The organism is Embleya sp. NPDC056575, from assembly GCF_042793325.1.
Taxonomy (GTDB): Bacteria; Actinomycetota; Actinomycetes; order Streptomycetales; family Streptomycetaceae; genus Embleya.
This window is the reverse complement of record NZ_JBHTVA010000008.1, coordinates 130950-149102: the sequence shown is the minus strand read 5'-3', so window position 1 is coordinate 149102 and position 18153 is coordinate 130950. Positions and strand designations below refer to the sequence as shown.

Below are 18153 nucleotides of genomic sequence, written 5' to 3'. Positions count from 1 at the left end.
CCGTTCCCCTAATTGCTAATACCCCCCCCCTCGCCGGCCACCCGCCCCCGCCGCCCCCCGCCGGGGGGGGCGCACCGCGGCAGCATGTCCATTTCGATGGCGATCATTTTCCCGGTGTTCATCCTCGTGCTGTTGTCGGTGATCCAGGTCTGCCTGTGGTGGTACGCCCGTGAAGTCGCGTTGCAGGCGGCCCAGGAGGGCGTCGAGGTGGAACGTGCGACGAAGGGGGACCATGGGAAGGCGGAAGAGCGGGGCCGAGATGTGGTCAAGGACCTCGGCGGGGGAATGCTCAAGGATCCGAAGGTGATTCCGGAACGAGTCGACGAGGGGCGGCGGATCCGGGTGACCGTTCGGGGTACGTCGTTGTCGATAGTGCCCGGGCTCGGGAGTCTGACCATCACGCAGCACGCGGAGGGCGTCGTCGAGCGGTGGACGAGTTCGGGCCGATGAACATGTGGGGGGCGAGGGTGTACAGGGGGAGCCCGCGGGCGGACGAGGGGTCGTTCGCTCTGGAGGCGGCGATACTCACGCCCGTGTTGATCGCGTTCCTGTGTCTGATCATCGCGTTCGGCCGAACCTCGGTGGCCGGCAACGGTGTGGACGCGGCGGCGAAGGCGGGGGCCCGGGAGGCGTCGATCGCCCGGGACCCGGGCAGGGCGGACGCAAACGCCAGGGCGGCCGTGCAGAGTTCGCTTGCCCAGGACGGGCTTCACTGCACGCCACACACCGAGGTCAAGCTGCCGGGCTTCACCACCGATCCCGGTACGCCCGGGATCGTCACCGTCTCGGTCACGTGCACCGTGTCGTTGTCCGATGTGGCCTTCCCCGGCATCCCGGGTTCGAAGACCCTGCACGGCACCTTCACCTCGGTGCTGGACACCTACCGGGGGAGGAACGGATGACATCCATGGCGCGCACGCGTGTTCGCGGCGCCGACGTCGACCCCGTCCCCGGTGACCGCGGCAGCCTCGCCATCATGCTCGCGATCATGATGGCGGTGATCATCCTGCTCGTCGGCCTGGTCATCGACGGCGGCGGCAAGTTGCGCGCCGACTCCAAGGCCGACGCGTTCGCCCAGGAGGCGGCCCGGGCCGCCGGACAGGCGATCGATCCGACCAAGGCCATCCCGGGGACGGCGATCATCGTCGCGGAAGCGGACGCCAAGCACGCCGCAGAGAACTATCTCGCCACTCACACCAAGGTGAAGAGCGGAAACGCCGTGGTCACCAAGGACGGTCGCCAGATCGACGTCTACGTGACCGTCGAATACAAGACCAAGGTGGCCGCCTTCTTCGGCGTCTCCACCGTCACCGTCAAAGGCCATGCCCGTGCCGGGCTCGTCCATGGGATCCGAAACCCGGAGGACGCACCGTGACCGTTACCCAAGGCCCTCGTCCCGGCGCCGGTCCGGGCACCGGGGCACACGCACGAAATCGTGCCGACCGGGGCAGGCGTCGCGGACCCGGAAGATTCCTGTTCGACCTGATACGCGGCCTGCTCAGCCTCGTGGTGCTGCTCGCGCTGCTCGTCGGACTGCCCGCCTCGCTCGTCGTGGCCACCACCGACGTGTTGCCGCACCGGCTGCCCGCGCTCGACGAGATCGGCAAGATCCTCACCCAACCCGACGACGGACGCGGCTTCCTCGCGGCACTCGCCCTCGTGTTTTGGGTTGCCTGGCTCTGTTTCGCCATCTCGGTGATCGTGGAAATACCGGCCCAGGTACGGGGGTTGTCCGCACCGCGTATTCGCGGCCTGGGCTGGAGCCAGAAGGCGGCGGGGGCGCTGATCGGCGGCATCATGCTGATGCTCCCCGCCGGGACCGCGCTGGCCGCCGGCGAGGCACACGCCGCGCCGCAGCTGCCGGAACACGTGTCGAGTGCGCCCACCCGAGCCGTCGAGCAGGAAATCCCGGTCCGGGTACAGGATCCCGGGCCGACCGCGGGACCTACGCACACCGTGCAACGCGGCGACTCGTTGTGGACGATCGCCGAGGAGCGGCTGGGCGACGGCAAACGCTGGAACGAGATCGCCAGGCTCAACGACGGCAAGACGATGGCGAACGGGCAGCGGTTCGACTCGGCGGACTACGTCGAGGAGGGCTGGGTGCTCGCGCTGCCCGCCAACGCCGGGCCGCCCGCCGAGGTCAAGGCCGCGCACGCGCCGGAGTCGCCGGGGGAGGAGCACAAGGCGCTGCCGAAGACGGTCACCGTCAAGCCGGGCGACACGTTGTCGGACATCGCCGAGGAACTCCTGGGCGACGGCGACCGCTACCCGGAGATCTTCGCCGCCAACAAGGATCAGCCGCAGTCGGGTGGCGCGGCGCTGACCGACCCGAACTCGATCCAGCCCGGTTGGACGTTGTCCATCCCGGGCGGAGGCGGCGCGGACCCGGCATCCCAGCAACAGCAGCTGCCGCAACAGCAGCCGCCGCAGCAACAACCACCCCAGCAGCAACCGCCGGCGCAGCAACCGCCGGCGCAGCAGCAGCCCCCCGCCCAACAACCACCCGCCGAGCCGCGGAAGCCGTTCGTCGAGACCCCGCCGCAGATCGCCAAGCAGGACCCGATCGCGGTCCCGAACGCCCCCGATGGTGCGGGTGCGCCCGGTGCGGCGTCGACCGAGACGCCGAAGAAGTCGGACAACACCAACCCAACCGGCAGCCGGGCCGAGGCACCGAGCCAGGATGGGGAGGAGAGTTCGGTACCGGTGGGCGCGCTCGCCCTGGGTGCGGTCGGCGCCGCGGCGGTGCTCGGCGCGCTGCTGGTACGTCGTCGGCTACAGCAGTCGGTGCGTCGGGACGGGCGCCGGATCGCGATGCCCGCACCGGCAGCGGCCGATCTGGAACAGCAGCTGCGGGCAACCGAGACGCCGGACGCGCTGGACCTGTTCGACCGCACGCTGCGCACGCTGTGTGCCCGGATGTCGGACACCGGCCGCACACTGCCCCTGATCGACTCGGTGCAACTCACCGACCGGCAGCTCGAACTGCACCTGGCCGCGCCGTCCCCTCCGCTGTACCCGTTCGAGGCGGTACACGGCGACCACATGCACTGGACCTGCCCGGCCGACGCCGAGTTGCTGCACACCAGCGCGGCGGCCAACGTACCGGCGCCCTATCCGGCCCTCGCGGTGCTCGGCGAAACCGACGACGGACGCCAGCTGTTGGTCGATCTGGAATCGCTCGGCGTGGTCGGCCTGACGGACGGCTCGGGGGAGGACAACCTCGCGGTGCTGCGCGCACTCGCCGTCGAGCTGTTGTCCAACGTGTGGAGCGACGACCTGTGTGTGACGGTGGTCGGCTTCGGTCGCGAACTGCGTGACGTGGAACGCGAGGGTCGCCAACAGCTGCGCTACGCCTACTCGCTCGACGAGGCGCTGAGCCGGCTGGCGACCTGGTCGGACGAGGTGGTCGGCCTGCTCGACGACGCCAAGCTGACCTCGCCCCGGCAGGCCCGGACCAAGGGCATCCTGCCCGACACCTGGCCGCCGGAGATCGTCCTGTCCCTGGAGCCGCTGACCGAGGCGCACGTCCCGCACATCCAGCGGTTGACCAACACCTACCCGCGTGCCGCCGCCGCGATCGTCGCGCCGGTGCACTCGGAACCGTGGCTCAGCGGACTCGGGGTGACCCGACTGCCCACCGTGCCGGGCGTGGTGACGCCCAGTCGGATCAACACCGACGTGCACGTCCAGCGCCTGGAGGACCCGCAGTACCAGGCGTTGGTGAGCATGTTCACCGTGTCCAAGGATCTGGACGGCGTGCCCGCCGACGAGGTGTTGATCCCCGGCCAACGGCCGGAGCGCGAACCGGAGTCGGTCGAGGTGGGCGTCGGCGCCGGCGGTGGAAGCATGTCCTCCGCCGCGTGGTCCGCGGTCGGCGGGATGGAGCGACCGGCCCGGGTGGGCGGGGCGACGGTGGCGGACGTGGCGGCCGAGTTCGAGGTCTCGCCCGGGTACTACCAGCCCGACCCCACCGATCCCGAGCCCGACGAGCGTGTGTTCGGCGCACCCGGGCGGCCCGCGCCGACCACGCGCCGGGCCGGTCGCGGCGGGTCGGGGTCGGCTTCCGACACCGGCGCGTGGGGGGCCGCCGTATTCCCCGTCGCGGGCATGCCGCTGGCCCCGCCGGAGCGGATCGAGCGCGGCGGCGGATCGCCTGAGGACACCGGCTCGTTGCCGCTGCCGTGGTTGCCCGACGACCAGCACGAGGACGCCGGACCCGGATCCGGCGACACCGCGCACGCGACCGCGGAGGCCGAACGGGCCGCCGAGCCCCAGCTGTTCCAGCCGGCGAACGGCTCGCACGGCCCGCCCTCGGCGCCGACCCGGGAGTACGAAGCACCGGTGACCGGCCCGGATGTGGCGCCGGCCGGGGAACCGGGACACGCGACCGTCGCGGACGCCGCATACGCGCAACAGTCGTATGCCGAACCGCCCTATGCGGAACCGCCGTATCCGCATCCGGCATATGGCGGAGAAGCCTCGGTGCCGCCATCCTTCGAGGAGCCGATCGCCGACGGATCGGTCCGTGCCGGGTCGGCCCACGCCGAGCCGACCGCCGACGAGGCGGTCGTCGTCGCCCCGGGCCACGAGGAACCGGCCCCGGAGTCGGCCGAGTTCGTGGCCCGTGCGGCCCAGGCGTCGGGGTTCGGGACACCCGACCTCGCGGACTCGACGCTCGGTGAGCCGGTCTTCGGCGCGCCCGCCGCGCCCGAGGCGGGCTCCGCACCGGGTCCCGTGACCCCGCCCGCGGAGTTCTCGTTCGGGGACGACGGGCACGACGACACAGGACTCGAAGGGGTGGACGATCCCGAGTACCACCCCCACGCATCCGCCGGGGACGCCGGGCAGTCGGCCGAACCGGTGGCGGCCGCAGAGGCCCCGGACGAGGGAACGGCAGTGCCGATCGACGCTCGGACCAGCACCGGTGAGCAAACCCCTTCGTGGGACGTCGCGGACGCCCCGGAGGGTACCTACGAGACCTACGCGGCGCACGCCGCCGATGGACACGGAGGCGTGCGGGCGGACGTGCTCGCCGGGCCCGGGGTCCACGTGTTGGGCCCGGACGACGAGGTCGACCTGATGCAGGGCCGGGGACGCGAGCGGATCGCCCCGGCACCGGGCGGACCGGGCCCGGAGGTCGCGGGCCCGGCGGCGTTCGGGCCGGCGGACTCCGGTTCGGTGGCGACCGGTTCGGCGGTCGCGGCGACCGGCGCGGTCGGGGCCGCCGACGTGGTCGGTGGCGTCGAGATGCCGTCCGCCGAGTACTGGGGCGCACCCGGGCAGGTGCGGGAGGCCCCGACCACCGAGGACTCCGGGACGTTCCCGGTGGTCGCGCCGGAGGCCGAACCGGCCGTGGCGGAGGCGCCCGAAGTGGGTTCGGCGTGGGATGTGGCCCCGCCGGTGGCCGCGTTGCCGGCCGAGGCACCGGCCGCGATCGGTCAGGCGGCCGAGGGCTTCGCGCCGACCTACCCGGAGATCCGGATACTGGGTCAGGTCGATCTGATCGGTGTCGGCGAGGAGGTCGAGCACGGCCGCCGCGCCCGACTGACCGAACTCGCCGCGTGGATCGCCCTGCACCCCGGTCGGCCGCTGACCGAACTCGACGCCGCCGTCTGGCCGCTGGGCGTCACCGCGACCGCGCGCAACTCGGCGATCAGCCAACTGCGCCGCTGGGTGGGCACGAGCCAGGACGGCACGAGCCACCTCCCCGCCGCGACGGGCGGCGAGGGCTACGCGTTCGGGCCCGGTTTCGCCTGCGACTGGTTCCGCTTCCGCGAGTTGGTCGCGCCCGGTCTGTACGGGAGCCACGAGGTGGCCATGGACTACGCGCGCGCGCTGGACATAGTGCGCGACGCGCCGTTCGACGGGGTGGGCCCGCGCCGCTACGTGTGGGCCGAGCCGTTCCGCCAGCAGATGATCGCCGAGATCGTCGACGTGGCCGCCCGGCTGGCCGAGTACCACCTGGACAACCACGACCCGCAGGCCGCCAAGCGGGCCTGCTCGGTCGGCCTGGTGGTGTGCCCGGAGTCGCAGATGCTCTACCGCACCATGTTCCGGGCGACGCACATAACGGGCGACCGCGCGGAGTTGGACTACTACGTGGACCGCCTGGACGGCCTGCTGGCCGGACTCGGCGCCGAACCGGAGGCGCTCACCGTGGAGTTGCTGCGCGACCTGCTGGACGACTGAGCCGCACCCGGCCGGGCGGGCACGAGCCCCCCGGCCGGTGGCGCGCCGAACCGGATGAACACACCTCGTGATGTTCGGTCACGCACCGTGCACCAGTACGGCGACCAGTGCCGCGCCCAGCAGGAACGGCCCGAACGGCACCGAGCTGCCGCGCCCGGCCCGCCGGGTGACCGCCAGGACGACCGCGAACAGGCCGACGGCCACGTACGCGAGCACCAGCGCCTGGATCAGCGCCGCCCAGGACGACCAGCCGACGACCAGCCCGACCAGGCCCGCCGCCTTGGCGTCGCCCAGGCCCACCCCCACGCCGGCCAGGGCGAGCGCGAGATGCCCGAGGTAGCAGGCCGCCATCGCGATCAACGCCCGCCCGTACGCGTGCCCGTCGAGGGGGATCAGCAACAGCGCGGCGAGCAGCGGATATCCGGGCAGGGTGAGTGCGTCGGGCAGCCGCAGCAGCCGGATGTCGCAGACCACGAGCGCGGCGGCGAGCAACCCGAAGACCAGCAGCGCGGGCAGCACCGCCTGCGCGCCGACCCGCCAGACCAGCACGGCCGCGTAGACGACGAACCCGGCCGCGATCGTGACCCGGTCGCGCCGCAGCACACCCGCGGTGTCCGGGTCGAGGTGGATCGGAGAGTTCCGCACGGCATCGGATCCTGTCAGACCGACGACCGGCCCGGCACCGGTTGGGGGCGAACCGGTGACCGATTCCGGATCGAATCGCGCCCGGCCGGGCTCGCTTGTGCCGGAAACCCCCACCCGGGCGCGGGGCCGGGCGGCACACTGGACAGGTGCCCACAGCCTTGGCGTTCGACCCCTCCCGTGAGCTTCCCCCCGCACCCGGTCCGGAGTTCGCGGGCGCCGGCGCCGTCCCGGACGACGGGGTATACGTGTTCGACGACGAGCGGATCGTGCTCGCCGTGAATGTCGCGCTCGCGACCCGGCGCCCGCTCCTGGTGTTCGGTCCGCCCGGGTCCGGCAAGTCCACGCTGGCGCCGATCGTCGCGCGGCACCTCGGCCGGTTGTGCCACACCGAGGTGATCACCGCGCGGACCGAACCCGAGGACCTGCTCTGGCGCTTCGACGCGCTGCGCCGGCTCAACGACGCACAGACCCGCGAGGTCGCGCCCACGATCGGCGCCTACTGCGCGTCCGGGGTGTTGTGGAAGGCGTTCGATCCGTACCGGACCCCGCCGGCGCGGGACGGGAAGCCGGCCGCGATGCCCGGGGCCGGCCGGGACACCGGGCCCGCGCCCGGGTCCGTGGTGTTGATCGACGAGATCGACAAGGCCGATCCCGATCTCCCGAACAGCCTGCTCGTGCCGCTCGACACGCTGAGCTTCCCCGGACCGGACGGCGAGGAGGTGGCCGCGATTGCGGGTGTCGAGCCGCTGGTGGTGATCACCAGCAACAACGAACGGGAGTTACCCGCGCCGTTCGTGCGCCGCTGCATCGTGCTGTCGCTGGAAGCCCCGGACAAGGAGCACCTGTTGAAGGTGGCCCGGGGCCATCTCGGCGCCGACTACGACGAGTCGACGGCGCATCGGGTGGCGGAGCACCTGCTGAAGGTCGCCGCCGAGTCCGAGTGGGCTGCGGGACCCAGCACGGCCGAGTTCCTGGACACCCTTCGCGCCTGCCACGAACTCGGCGTCGAGCCCGGGAGCCGCACCTGGGACCTGGTCCTGGAGGTCGCCCTGGACAAGGGCCGAGGGAGTGCGAGGCCGCGCGGGTGAGCACCGCACGGGGGCGGATCCATCTGGGCGACCTGGTCCGGGCGATCGTCGCGCTCGACGTGACCGACGCGGACACGGCGGCCGAGATCGCCCGCATGCTCGGCATCGCCGGGGACGCGGACGCGCCGGAGTCGGTGGACGGCCTCGACGAGGCGCTGCCGGCAGACGAACCGGCCGGACCGCCGGCTCCGGGCGAGGTCGTCCCGATGCCGGTGTTGCCCGACGCCGGCTGCTCGCTGTTGGTGCTGCGCGGCCCCCACACGTCGAGCGAGGCGACCGAAGAACCGGCCGAGTCGTCGGAAGCGCCGGCGCAGGAGCGGCCCGGTGAGGTGGATCGCCTGCTCGAAGCGGGCACGGACGATCGCGCCGGCCCTCCGGAGCCGCCGTGGGTGGGCCGTTGGGCGCCGGGTGTGATGTTCGCGGTCGGTTCGACGGATGTGGTCGGTCGTTCCGTGGACGAGCGGGCCCTCGTCCGGCGTGTGGCGGCCCGATCCTTCCTGCGCGAACTTCCCCGGCGGGCCCGGCCGACCACCCGCCTCGGTGTGCAACTCCTGTTGGACGCGGGCGAGTCCATGGCACCGTTCCGGGCCGATCAGCGCTGGTTGCGCGAGTTGGCCGGCGGCGTGGTCGGCCGGGACCGGGTCGAGGTTGTGCGCTTTTGGGGCACACCCGCGCGGGGCGTGCGCCGGGTCGGGCGACGCGAACGCGCGGCCTACCGGCCGCCGGCGGCGGGGACGCCCGTGGTGCTGGTCTCGGACCTGGGGTTGCGCCGGTTGCCGTTCAGCGGGGACGCGGCGGCGGGCCCCGGCGAGTGGGGGGAGTGGATCGACGCGGTGCGCAGGGCCGGTTGTCCGGTGGTCTGTGTGACGCCGTACCCGGCGCGGGCACATCCGTGGTCGTTGCGGCAGCGGGTGTCGCTGGTTCCGCTGGACCGGCGAACCTCGATCCGTTCGGCCCGACGGGAGACCCGGCGCGTGCGGGGGGAGGTGCGGCGGTGACGGCGGAGTGGGACCGGCCCGATCCGGCGTGGGGCGGATGGGCGGACGCCGTCGACGGGCCGTTCGTCGCCGAGGAGTTGCTGCGCGCCGTGGCCGAGCGTCAACCGGCGTTGCCGCTGCTCGCTCAGGTGTTGTGTCTGGCGCCCCATGCCGCACCGGCGTTCGTACGACGTGCCCGGATCGAGTTCGTCCCGAACAGCACGGCGAGCCTGGAGGCGGACCTGTGGTTCTCCCCGCTCGTCGAGTCCGCCGACGCGAACGCCCTGGTCCTGGCACCGGACGTGGCGGCCGTGTTGCGGACCCGGCTGGCGCTCGACCCCGAGCGATGGGCGCGTGTACTTCGGCTCACGGAGCACATGCAGGAGCGGGCCCCCGAACTGGTCCGGCGGTACACCAGGTTGGCTGCGGCGGAGGCGATGGGCGCCGAACCCCGGGATGTCGAACCGGACCTGACGGCCTTTCGCTTCGCGCTGGTGCCGGACGGCACGACGGGCGACGACCTGGCCCGCTGGCTCGTGCACTTCCTGCCGAGGTTGCCCGGGATCCTCGAAACCAGCGCACTCGCAAGGACGTTGGTCGACTCGGCGGCGGCCCGGTTGCGTGTCGAGCCGCCGACGAGTGCGGGCACTGCGGCGGGTTCCGGTACGGCGGTGCGCCGGGGGGTGCGGCTGGGGGTGCGGTTCGACGACGACGGGCTCACGCTGAGTCGGCCGCCGAACCCTGGTGATCGGGTGCTCGAAGTACCGGGTGGGCGACGGGTGCGGGTGGAACTGGCCCCGCCCGGGGAGCGCAGTTTCGGCGGATACCCGGTCGAGTTGGCGGCGGGTGAGTCGAAGCACGTGCCGATCGTGGTGTTCGCCGACCTGGCCGCGGGTCGGGCCGGGCCCAAGTCCCCGACCGAGTGGGGGCGGCTGCTGCGTACCCGGACGGTGTTCGGGGCCACGGCGGCGCTGGCGAACGGCAACCTGCGGGCGGCGGTGCGACCGACAAAGGACGGGACGGAACTGCTGCGTTCCTTCCGTGGCGAGGCGTGGTCGACCGAGCGGCTGGAGGAGACCGCCGAGTTGTCGGGCGTGGACGGCGCTTCGGGAATCGTGCTGCTCAGGGCGGGCGTCGAGGTGATCGTGGTGGATCGGACCTCGCCCGTCGGGGCCCGTCGACTGCTCGAGGGCGACATCCGGGAGGTGGCGATCGTGGGCTTTCGGGTGATCGTCGGGAGTGAACGCGGGGTCTGGGCGATCCCGGTCGGAGCACGCTCCGACACGGTGACGCAGCTGTCCAGGACCGCCGCGCCCGGCATCCGGATCCAGGCCGCGTACGGGTACGAGGACGTCCTGATCGTATCCGCCGGCGGCGAGGTGGAGACCGTCAACCTCTCCACGGGCGCGCGAACCCGGCTCGATTCGCGCTTCGAGCCACGACCGATCACCGCGATCGCCGGCGGCGCGCCGGGCCGTGCGTTGGTCCTGGCCCAGACCGGCCCGCGGCTCGTGCGTGTGCCGGGTTCCGGGCCCGCCCAGACCGTCGAGGGCGAAGCCCTTCGGGCCGACCTCACCTCGCTCGCGATCATCGGCGGCACGTCGCTGGCGGTGGACGCCGACGGACGATTGTTGCGGTGGGACGGGGACCTGCCGATCGACCCGCCCGACGAAGTGCCGCTGCCGTTCCGACCGGTGAGCGTATCGCCGGGGGATCACTCGACGTTCACCATCGTCGGCCGGGGCGGCCCGGTCGAACTCCGCACCGGTGACGGCCGATCCGTCCTGGTCGCCCCACGGTGCGGGAACGAGACGGCGACCGATCGGGCGGCGGACACCCTCATCGCGACGATGCCCCTCGGCCCGGGAGGCGCCGACTTCGGCCGGATCCGTGGCTATGGGATCGGTTGTGTGTGTCTGCCCTTCCGGGCCGAATCGATCGCCGCGGCCGATGGTGTGCCCGACACCGAGGCTTGGGTGTGGATGCGCGCGGCCGGCGCCGCCGGGCTGCGGGTCCTGGTGGACGTGCCCACCGAGCATGTGGCGCGCGTCCGGGGCGAGATCGACGCGGCGAATGTGCTGCGGTATTGCCGCGCACTGATGCGTGCGGGCGCCATCGGTATCCGGATCGTGCAGTCTCGGTACTGGTGGAGCGTGGTGGAGCGGGGTCAGCCGCCGGTGGCGACGGCGAGCGAACTGCTGGGCGTCTTCCGCGCACCGGTGGACGAGTACCCGGGGCGGATCCTCGTGCTCGACTACGACCTGCCGCACGATCCCACCGGGTGGAACGAGAACGACGGATTCCCACCCGCGATGACCCGGAGTCCACCCCCGCCGGGCGGTCGGGCGGTTCGGGTCGCCCAGGCGTCGTTGATCCTGGACCCCTCGGAAGAGGATGTCCGCCTGCGCGACATCGCTCCCTACGAAGGCCCGTTGGGCCGAGGTGTGTCCCTGTCCGCCCTGACCGAGGACGCCACACCACTCACCTGGGCGCGCGCGTCGGTCCTGCTCGCCCGGCCAGGACTTCGCGCCGTCGCCACACTGCCGCCCGGCCCGACGAACGCCCCCCTGGCCGCGATGTTGCGCGCGCACCACGACGAGCCGGCGCTCGCCCGCGGCACGGCCACCCGACTGCCCTCCCTGTACGAGGACGTCGTCGTGCTCCTGCGCCGATACGAGGCCGAGTTCGTGCTCTGCGCGGCCAACCTCGGCGATACGCGTCGCGCCGTGGCGCTGACCACGCCCGGCACGCCGCAGGGCATCCTGGTGGACCTGCTGGACACGGAGGCCCCGCGAACTCTGGGCATCCGTGCGGGAGCGCCCGCGATGCTGGCCCTGGACCCGTACGAATACCGCTGGTTCCGCCTGCTCGGCCCCGACGAGCTGTACGCGAGCGGCCCGTGACCATCCGGCACTTTCCCGATCCGCACGACGCGTCGCCGCCGCGGCCCCGGATCTTCGTCAGCCACAGCACCCGCGCCAAGCCCGACGCGGTCTGCTGCCGCTGTCTGGACGCGCGCGAGGCGCTGGTCGCGCAGTTGGCGGCGGAGGGCTTCGAGGCCGTGTACGACAAGGACTTCCTGCGCGGCGGCGACGTCTGGCAGCAGGAGATCGCCCTGGAGTTGCACCGCAGTCAGGCCACTGTGCTGCTGCTGTCGCGGCACGCGATGGAATCGGCCAACGTCGGCTACGAGGCCGGCATCGCGGACGGCCGGCGGCGGGTCGACGCCCGATACCGGTTCATCGCGCTGAAGTTGCCGGATGTACGGCGTGCGGACCTGCCCACGAGTGCGCTCAAGGCGATCCACCTCGGCGAGGTGGACATGTGCGACTGGAGCGACGACGAGATCACCGGAGGTCGCCTGCCCGCCAAGTTGCGCGCCGACCTCGACCAGATCCGGCTGTGGCACCTCGACCGTTCCTCGCCCACGCGATACGCGGTCACCGCCGCCCTGGACGGCGCCTACGAGGACCGACTGCGGGCCGCGGCGGACGTGTTGGAGGTGAGCGGCCCGCTGGACCGCGAGGTATTGCGCGAGCGGCTGAGCGAGGCGCTGCTGACCGAGCGTGTCCCGGTTCCGCCGCCGCGACCGGACCCGCTGGTACGGGCATTGGGCGAGGTGTTGCCGGTGCTGCGGCCGGACCCCGCGTACACGGTGGCCGAGTTGAGTGTGGTGTACGCGCGGGTTCCGGCGCTCGCCGCCGCGCAGTTGGGCGAGTTGAGGGCCTGTGCGGACGGGCGGGTCGCGGTGCTGGCGGCGACCCGGGACGGTACCTTGCGGGCCTACCTGCTGCGCGCCAGCGGTCGCCCGCGTCCGTGGCCGCACCTGGAGGTCACGGTGCCCGCCGGGGCGCGGATGGCGGCGGACCTGGTCGCCGCGATCCGGGACGCGGTGGCCGGGTATCTGGGCTACGACGGTTACGACGACCCCGAGTTGGCCGGCGAGGCCGGGTTCCGCGACGTGCTCGACGCGCACGCCCTGGAGACCGGCCCGATCGTGGTGGTCATCCGGCACCTGCCGGACGTGGCGCTGGTACGCGAGTTGCGGGCGTGCTTCCCTCGCCTGCTGCTGCTGTTCGTCACCGACCGGTCCGGCACCGGTGTGGCGGTCGAGGCGATCGAGCTGGCACCGCTGACCCGGTCCGGCGAAGGGGAGCTGAAGCGTACGCACAGCCGCGCGATGCAGCTGGCCGGGCGTGCGGAGGTACCGAACCCGCCCTGGAGGCCCGCGTGACCGGTGGTACGGATCCGGTGCTCGAACAGACCTGGCGCGCACAACGACGGTGGTCGCTCGCGGCCTCGGCGGCCAAGAACTCGGTGCGGCGCTGGCGCCTGGTCCGGTTGATCCTGGGTGTGACGGGCGCGGTCCTGGTGACGGCCGGCACCCAGGCGTCCGGGGATCCCGGCACGGTGTTGTCGCTGATCGGCGCGCTGTGTGTGGGGCTGGTGCCGCTGGTGACGTCGCTGCGCCTGCAACCGGAGCGGATCGAGGCGTGGACCCGGACGAGGTCGGTCAGCGAGGCGCTCAAAAGCGAGGTCTACCTGTACCTGACGGCGAGCCGGCCCTACGCGGGCACCGAGGCCGAGCGCCGGACGACGCTGACCGCGCGCCGCGTCGCCCTCGAGGACGCCGCCGCCGAACTGCTCGCGCTGCTACCGCAGTCGGCGCCGGGGGCGTACCCGCTGCCGCCGCCCGTGCACGACGTGGACAGCTACGTGCGGGAGCGGATCGACGACCAGGCGGACGGCTACTACGGCACGCAGGTGATCCGCATGCGGCGCGGGCTGGTCCGGATCCAGTTCGCCGAGTTCGTGTTGGCGATCACCGGCATGGCCCTCGCGGTGGTGGCGGGCACGAGCGGCGGCGCCGGGGCGGGGGCGTGGGTGCCCGTGGTGACCACCGTGTCGGCCTCGGTGATGTTGTACGGGTACGGCATGCGGTATCAGGAGAACCTGATCTCGTTCGCCCGCACGGCCGAGCAGTTGCGGCGGTTGCGCGACGATCGTTTCGCCCGGATGCCGCTGGATCCGGCCGAGGAGGCCCGGTTCGTGGAGCGATGCGAGAACGTCTTCTCGATCGAGACGCAGGGATGGATGGCCCGGGCGGCGAGCGCGGATCCGGGACCGGCGCAGTGACCCGGGCGGGCCGGGCGGGCAACCGGCCCGGCGGTGATGGTCGGTGACGGGGTGTCAGGCGGTTCGACTACGGAGCGGAGCGGTTGCCGGGTCGGCCGACTCCTCGGCACGACCGTGCATCGGCTCGTCCGCTACGACGTCCGGCACGGTGTACGGGCCCGAGTGCAGGCCCCAGTCGTAGTAGCCGCGGATCCAGTTGCGCATGCCCTCGACGCTCATCTCCACCGCGATGCGATCGGCGGTGCCCAGGCCGAGTTCGCCGCAGATCTGCGGCATGTACGCCTGGAGCGTCATGAATGTGTCGAGTTGTTCGTAGGTCATCCGGGTCGCCTCGCGCAGTGCGACGTCGTACGAGCAGTCGAGCCGATCGCGCAGCACCGCGACCAGGTTGTGCGAGGCGACGCGACGGCCCCGACGGCCCGGCGACTGGATGTCGTTGATGTACGCGATGGTGTCGGTCGCCGCCTCGCGCAGCCGGCGCATCAGCGGATGTGCCTGGATCTGCGCGGGCACCTCGAAGCGGCGGCTGCGCTCGATCGCGTCGAGCGAGTGCGGGATGCCGGCGGTGTTGCGGCGCATCACCCGGTAGGAGTCGAGGTCGGGCACCGCGCGGGACTCGCTCATCCGCATCTCGGACGCGTGCGCGGCCAGGAATCTGGCCCAATTCGCCGCGAATCGGTTCTGCCAGGTCACCGAGGTGCCCTCGGACATCGACGCCCACACCTCGGACCAGGCCAGCGTGATCGGGGAGACCAGGTCGGGCGGGGTGCCGGGTTCACGGAACGGGATGGTGATCAACTCGCGGGCGATCTCCGCGACGCGGTCCCGGCGTTCGGGGGAGCGGGGACGCGGGGCGGCGGCGCCGGCCGGGCTCGACGTGGCGTCGGTGCGCGAATACGCCTCGGTGCCGGGGCCGGTGTCGCAGTCGTCGTCGAACAGGAAGGCCAGCGCGAACCAGTTCATCAACAGGTACTGGTCGTCGGCGGACGCGTGCGGGTAGGTGCGGCCGACCGCTTCCGGCAGGTCCCACGCGATGTATTCGCGCATGCCGTCCTCGGTGCGGATCAGCCCGCGTTCGCGGACCCAGTCGAGGTGGCGGCTTCGGGCGTGGTCCAGGTACGGACTGATCGGGGCCTCGAACGGTATCGAGAACAGCACATCCTGCGGCACCTGGTCTCCCACCGGTTGCGTGATCATTGTTATGCCGCATCGGCGTCGCCGGCGCAAGATCCTTTGTGTGTGCGGAGGGTGACGTCGACGGGAGCTTCGACACGTACGGTGATACGTGTGCGGGCACCTGCGCCGGCACGTGCCCCGGGCTCGCGGACCGGCTCCGGGTCAGGCCGCGATGTGAGCGTTGCTCTCGGTGGAGAGCAGTGCCTTCAGGTCGTGTACGGCGGCCCGGCCGGCCCGGTTGGCGCCGATCGTGCTCGCCGAAGGACCGTACCCCACAAGGTGGATGCGCGGGTCGCGCGCGGTGTGGGTGCCCTCCATCCGGATGCCGCCGCCCGGCTCGCGCAGGTCCAGCGGCGCCAAGTGCCGCAGTACCGCCCGGAATCCGGTCGCCCACACGATCGCGTCGGCGCGGACCTCGGTGCCGTCGGCCCAGGCCACGCCGAGCGGGGTGACGCGGTCGAAGATCGGCAGTCGGGTCAGCACCCCGTGCTCGCGTGCGGCCCGCACGGCGGCGGTCGGCGGCAGCCCGGTGACGCTCACCACGCTCTCCGGCGGCAACCCCGCCCGGACCCGCTCCTCCACCCGGGCCACCACGGCCCGGCCGACCTCGGCGTCGAAGTCGCCCTCGCGGAACACCGGCGGCCGTCGGGTCACCCACGTGGTGGTGCCGACCTCGGCGATCTCGGCGAGCGCGTGGATCGCCGACGTGCCGCCGCCGACCACGACCACGTGCTGCCCGGCGAACTCGGCCGGGCCGCGATAGTCGGCCATGTGCAGTTGCCGGCCCCGGAACTCGCCGGCTCCCGGGTAGTAGGGGACGAACGGATGCCGCCAGGTCCCGGTGGCGTTGATCAGGGCCCGTGCCGTCCAGACGCCGTGATCGGTCTCGACCGTCAGCGACCCGGCGGGGGAGCGGTCGACGTCGAGGGAGGCACGGGCCACGCCGGCGGACGCCGTCGCACCGCCCCCGGACGCCCGCTCGCCGCCCAGCCCCGACCGCACCGCGCGCACCACCACCGGCCGGACGACCGCGAGTTCGAAAGCCGCCTCGTACGCCGCGAAATACTCCGGCAGCGCCTCGAACGCGGGCCGGGTCGGGTCGATGTCCGGCACCGCCATCCCCGGCAGCTCGTGGATGCCGTGTACGGCCTCCATCCGCAGGGTCGGCCAGCGGTGCCGCCACGCCCCGCCCGGCCCCTCGTCGGCGTCGAGCACCACGAACGACAGCCCCGACCGACGCAGATGGTAGGCCGCGGCGAGACCGGCCTGTCCGGCGCCGATCACCACGACGTCCACCGCCGCGCGGCCCGTCCCGGCCGAAGCCCCGCCCCCGGACCGGGGAGCCGCCCCGGCCGATGTCCTCGTCGCGTTCACCGTCTCGGTCACACGAGCGAGAACAGACGGGTCGGGTGGTTGCTTCCCGATCAGCCCGTGGCGTCGACCACCACCACGATCCCGATCACCTGGCCGGCCACGGTCACCAGGCCCAGCCACCGCCGTACCGCGCGCGGCGTCCATCCCGGCAGCGCCATCGACAGGGTGGCCAGAAGCAGCGCGAGCAGACTCGTGCCGAACGCCACCAGCGATCCGTCGGCCGGACCGACGGTCGGCTCCCGGCAGCCCCGGCGCTCCATGCAGTCGTTCGTGGCGTTCCAGTAGCCGGCGAGCACGACGGTGCAGTCGAGCACGACCAGGACCACCGTGGCGAGGAACAGCGCCCAGCCCACGAGCAGCGCGCGCGGGCCGGGTTCGGGCGCCTCCTCGGGCCCCGTCACTCGGGATCCGCCCCGAGCAGCCGGCCGAGTTGTTCCTGGCAGCGGTCGAGTCGGGCCTGGAGCAGGGTGACCTCGGCGACCAGCTGCGGGACGAGGTCGTCCCCGCCGCGCGGTGCGTACGGGCTCGCGTCGGCGGCCACCGGCACGCCGGCCAGGCGCGCGTACGAGCCGAACGACAGGCCCACCCGCCCGACCGCGCACCCGGTACAGCTGCCGACCAGGCCGCGCCGGCCCACCACTCCGGTACCGGCGTCGACGAGGAGTTCGGCCGGATTGCCGCACCGGCACGCGCCCACCCACACCGAGGTGACCCGCTGCCGGCCGGACCGGAAGCCGCGCTCGTACCGGATGTAGCGGCCGAGCACGTCCACCCGCAGCAGCGCCGCGTGCCGATACTCGGTGACGCACATCAGGGCGCGCGCCTCCGCCCGGTCCGCGAGGCTGTAGAACCCGCAGTCGCAGCGCGGCGCCGGCGGGGCGTGCCGCCGTCCGTACGCGCAGCGCGCCTCGGCGTCGACCTCGTACGCCCGGCTCCGCCCGATCGACACCCCCGCGAAGGCGGCCCGATCACCGTCCACCGACAGCAGCAGCCCGGCGACCTTGTACCCCACGGGCGCGACGCCCGGCCGCTCCTCGGGCAGCCGCCGCCGGCCGATCATCGCCCGCCGGCCGCCGACGGCACCTCGGCCGGCGGCGCCGAGAGGGCACGTTCGCCGCGCTCCCGCCCGTCCCCGGACCCGGTCGCCGCCGCGCCGACCACTCCCTCGTCCCGTCGTGTCCGCTCCACGACCTCACCCGTCGCCACCGGCCTGCCGAGCTGCATGGGGTTCCCCTCCCGGGATGGATACCGCCCGCCGACACCGCCGGCGACCCGCCCGACGGCAGCGCTGTGCACGCTTCCCAGGAATGTTCACCCGCCGCGCCCGCACCCACACCCCACGACCCGATCGACACAAACCACCCATCGGATCCGGCCAAACCAACCACCAGGTAACCGTGTCGCAAAGCTCTCCCGAACCTTGCTATCCTTGCCATGCACGCGGGGCGCAACCCCGCGCACCACTCGTCCGGGTGGCGGAATTGGCAGACGCGCTAGCTTGAGGTGCTAGTGCCCGAAAGGGCTTGGGGGTTCAAGTCCCCCCTCGGACACCGACGGCTGTTATC

15 protein-coding genes and 1 tRNA gene are annotated in these 18153 nt (G+C 72.8%); 10 read left to right on the top strand and 6 right to left on the bottom strand.

The genetic code is table 11. The annotated features are described in order from the left end of the window. The first annotated feature begins 84 nt into the window (after window positions 1-84). From ACFRCG_RS08505 to ACFRCG_RS08490, 4 genes are read left to right on the top strand one after another with little or no spacing between them, the layout of a single operon-like run. Window positions 85-450, top strand: a complete 366-nt coding sequence (locus ACFRCG_RS08505; protein WP_380030032.1) for a TadE family protein — start codon at window positions 85-87, stop codon at window positions 448-450. Beyond that, window positions 447-902, top strand: a complete 456-nt coding sequence (locus ACFRCG_RS08500; RefSeq protein ID WP_380030031.1) for a TadE family protein — start codon at window positions 447-449, stop codon at window positions 900-902. Before ACFRCG_RS08505 ends, ACFRCG_RS08500 begins: the two co-directional genes overlap by 4 nt. 5 nt (window positions 903-907) lie before the next feature. Next, window positions 908-1375 carry a pilus assembly protein TadG-related protein gene (locus ACFRCG_RS08495; protein ID WP_380030030.1) on the top strand — a complete coding sequence of 156 codons (468 nt, stop codon included), beginning with the start codon at window positions 908-910 and terminating at the stop codon, window positions 1373-1375. Next, window positions 1372-6192 carry a LysM peptidoglycan-binding domain-containing protein gene (locus ACFRCG_RS08490; protein WP_380030029.1) on the top strand — a complete coding sequence of 1607 codons (4821 nt, stop codon included), beginning with the start codon at window positions 1372-1374 and terminating at the stop codon, window positions 6190-6192. Before ACFRCG_RS08495 ends, ACFRCG_RS08490 begins: the two co-directional genes overlap by 4 nt. A gap of 78 nt (window positions 6193-6270) precedes the next feature. Here ACFRCG_RS08490 and ACFRCG_RS08485 read toward each other — a convergent pair whose 3' ends face one another. Continuing rightward, complete coding sequence (locus ACFRCG_RS08485) at window positions 6271-6837, bottom strand: prepilin peptidase (protein WP_380030028.1); 567 nt, start codon at window positions 6835-6837, stop codon at window positions 6271-6273. 146 nt (window positions 6838-6983) lie between these two features. On the opposite strand from ACFRCG_RS08485, the gene ACFRCG_RS08480 reads away from it, so the two are divergent. The 5 genes from ACFRCG_RS08480 to ACFRCG_RS08460 are packed head-to-tail and all read left to right on the top strand — an operon-like array spanning window position 6984 to window position 14038. Then, complete coding sequence (locus ACFRCG_RS08480; protein WP_380030027.1) at window positions 6984-7925, top strand: AAA family ATPase; 942 nt, start codon at window positions 6984-6986, stop codon at window positions 7923-7925. Next, the gene (locus ACFRCG_RS08475) at window positions 7922-8923 is read left to right on the top strand and encodes a hypothetical protein (protein ID WP_380030026.1); all 1002 of its coding nucleotides are present in this window, start codon (window positions 7922-7924) and stop codon (window positions 8921-8923) included. The genes ACFRCG_RS08480 and ACFRCG_RS08475 overlap by 4 nt, the downstream gene beginning before the upstream one ends. Then, window positions 8920-11805: a hypothetical protein gene (locus ACFRCG_RS08470; RefSeq protein WP_380030025.1), complete on the top strand. Its 2886-nt coding sequence runs from the start codon at window positions 8920-8922 to the stop codon at window positions 11803-11805. Before ACFRCG_RS08475 ends, ACFRCG_RS08470 begins: the two co-directional genes overlap by 4 nt. Further along, window positions 11802-13136: a toll/interleukin-1 receptor domain-containing protein gene (locus ACFRCG_RS08465; RefSeq protein ID WP_380030024.1), complete on the top strand. Its 1335-nt coding sequence runs from the start codon at window positions 11802-11804 to the stop codon at window positions 13134-13136. Before ACFRCG_RS08470 ends, ACFRCG_RS08465 begins: the two co-directional genes overlap by 4 nt. Next, window positions 13133-14038 (top strand): DUF4231 domain-containing protein, encoded by a 906-nt coding sequence (locus ACFRCG_RS08460; protein ID WP_380030023.1) that lies wholly within the window; start codon window positions 13133-13135, stop codon window positions 14036-14038. The genes ACFRCG_RS08465 and ACFRCG_RS08460 overlap by 4 nt, the downstream gene beginning before the upstream one ends. 54 nt (window positions 14039-14092) lie before the next feature. On the opposite strand, the gene ACFRCG_RS08455 is transcribed toward ACFRCG_RS08460, so the two are convergent. From ACFRCG_RS08455 to ACFRCG_RS08435, 5 genes are all read right to left on the bottom strand, one after another. Then, window positions 14093-15208 carry a terpene cyclase gene (locus ACFRCG_RS08455; RefSeq protein WP_380030022.1) on the bottom strand — a complete coding sequence of 372 codons (1116 nt, stop codon included), beginning with the start codon at window positions 15206-15208 and terminating at the stop codon, window positions 14093-14095. A 168-nt stretch (window positions 15209-15376) separates the two neighbouring features. Further along, window positions 15377-16510, bottom strand: a complete 1134-nt coding sequence (locus ACFRCG_RS08450) for an FAD-dependent oxidoreductase (RefSeq protein ID WP_380030098.1) — start codon at window positions 16508-16510, stop codon at window positions 15377-15379. Between the two features lie 128 nt (window positions 16511-16638). Then, window positions 16639-16989 (bottom strand): hypothetical protein, encoded by a 351-nt coding sequence (locus ACFRCG_RS08445; RefSeq protein ID WP_380030021.1) that lies wholly within the window; start codon window positions 16987-16989, stop codon window positions 16639-16641. Then, window positions 16986-17648 (bottom strand): hypothetical protein, encoded by a 663-nt coding sequence (locus tag ACFRCG_RS08440; protein WP_380030020.1) that lies wholly within the window; start codon window positions 17646-17648, stop codon window positions 16986-16988. The genes ACFRCG_RS08445 and ACFRCG_RS08440 overlap by 4 nt, the downstream gene beginning before the upstream one ends. Further along, window positions 17645-17812 carry a hypothetical protein gene (locus ACFRCG_RS08435; RefSeq protein WP_380030019.1) on the bottom strand — a complete coding sequence of 56 codons (168 nt, stop codon included), beginning with the start codon at window positions 17810-17812 and terminating at the stop codon, window positions 17645-17647. The genes ACFRCG_RS08440 and ACFRCG_RS08435 overlap by 4 nt, the downstream gene beginning before the upstream one ends. A 242-nt stretch (window positions 17813-18054) precedes the next feature. Here ACFRCG_RS08435 and ACFRCG_RS08430 point away from each other — a divergent pair. Beyond that, window positions 18055-18138 (top strand) — tRNA-Leu (locus ACFRCG_RS08430). The last annotated feature ends 15 nt before the right edge of the window (window positions 18139-18153 follow it).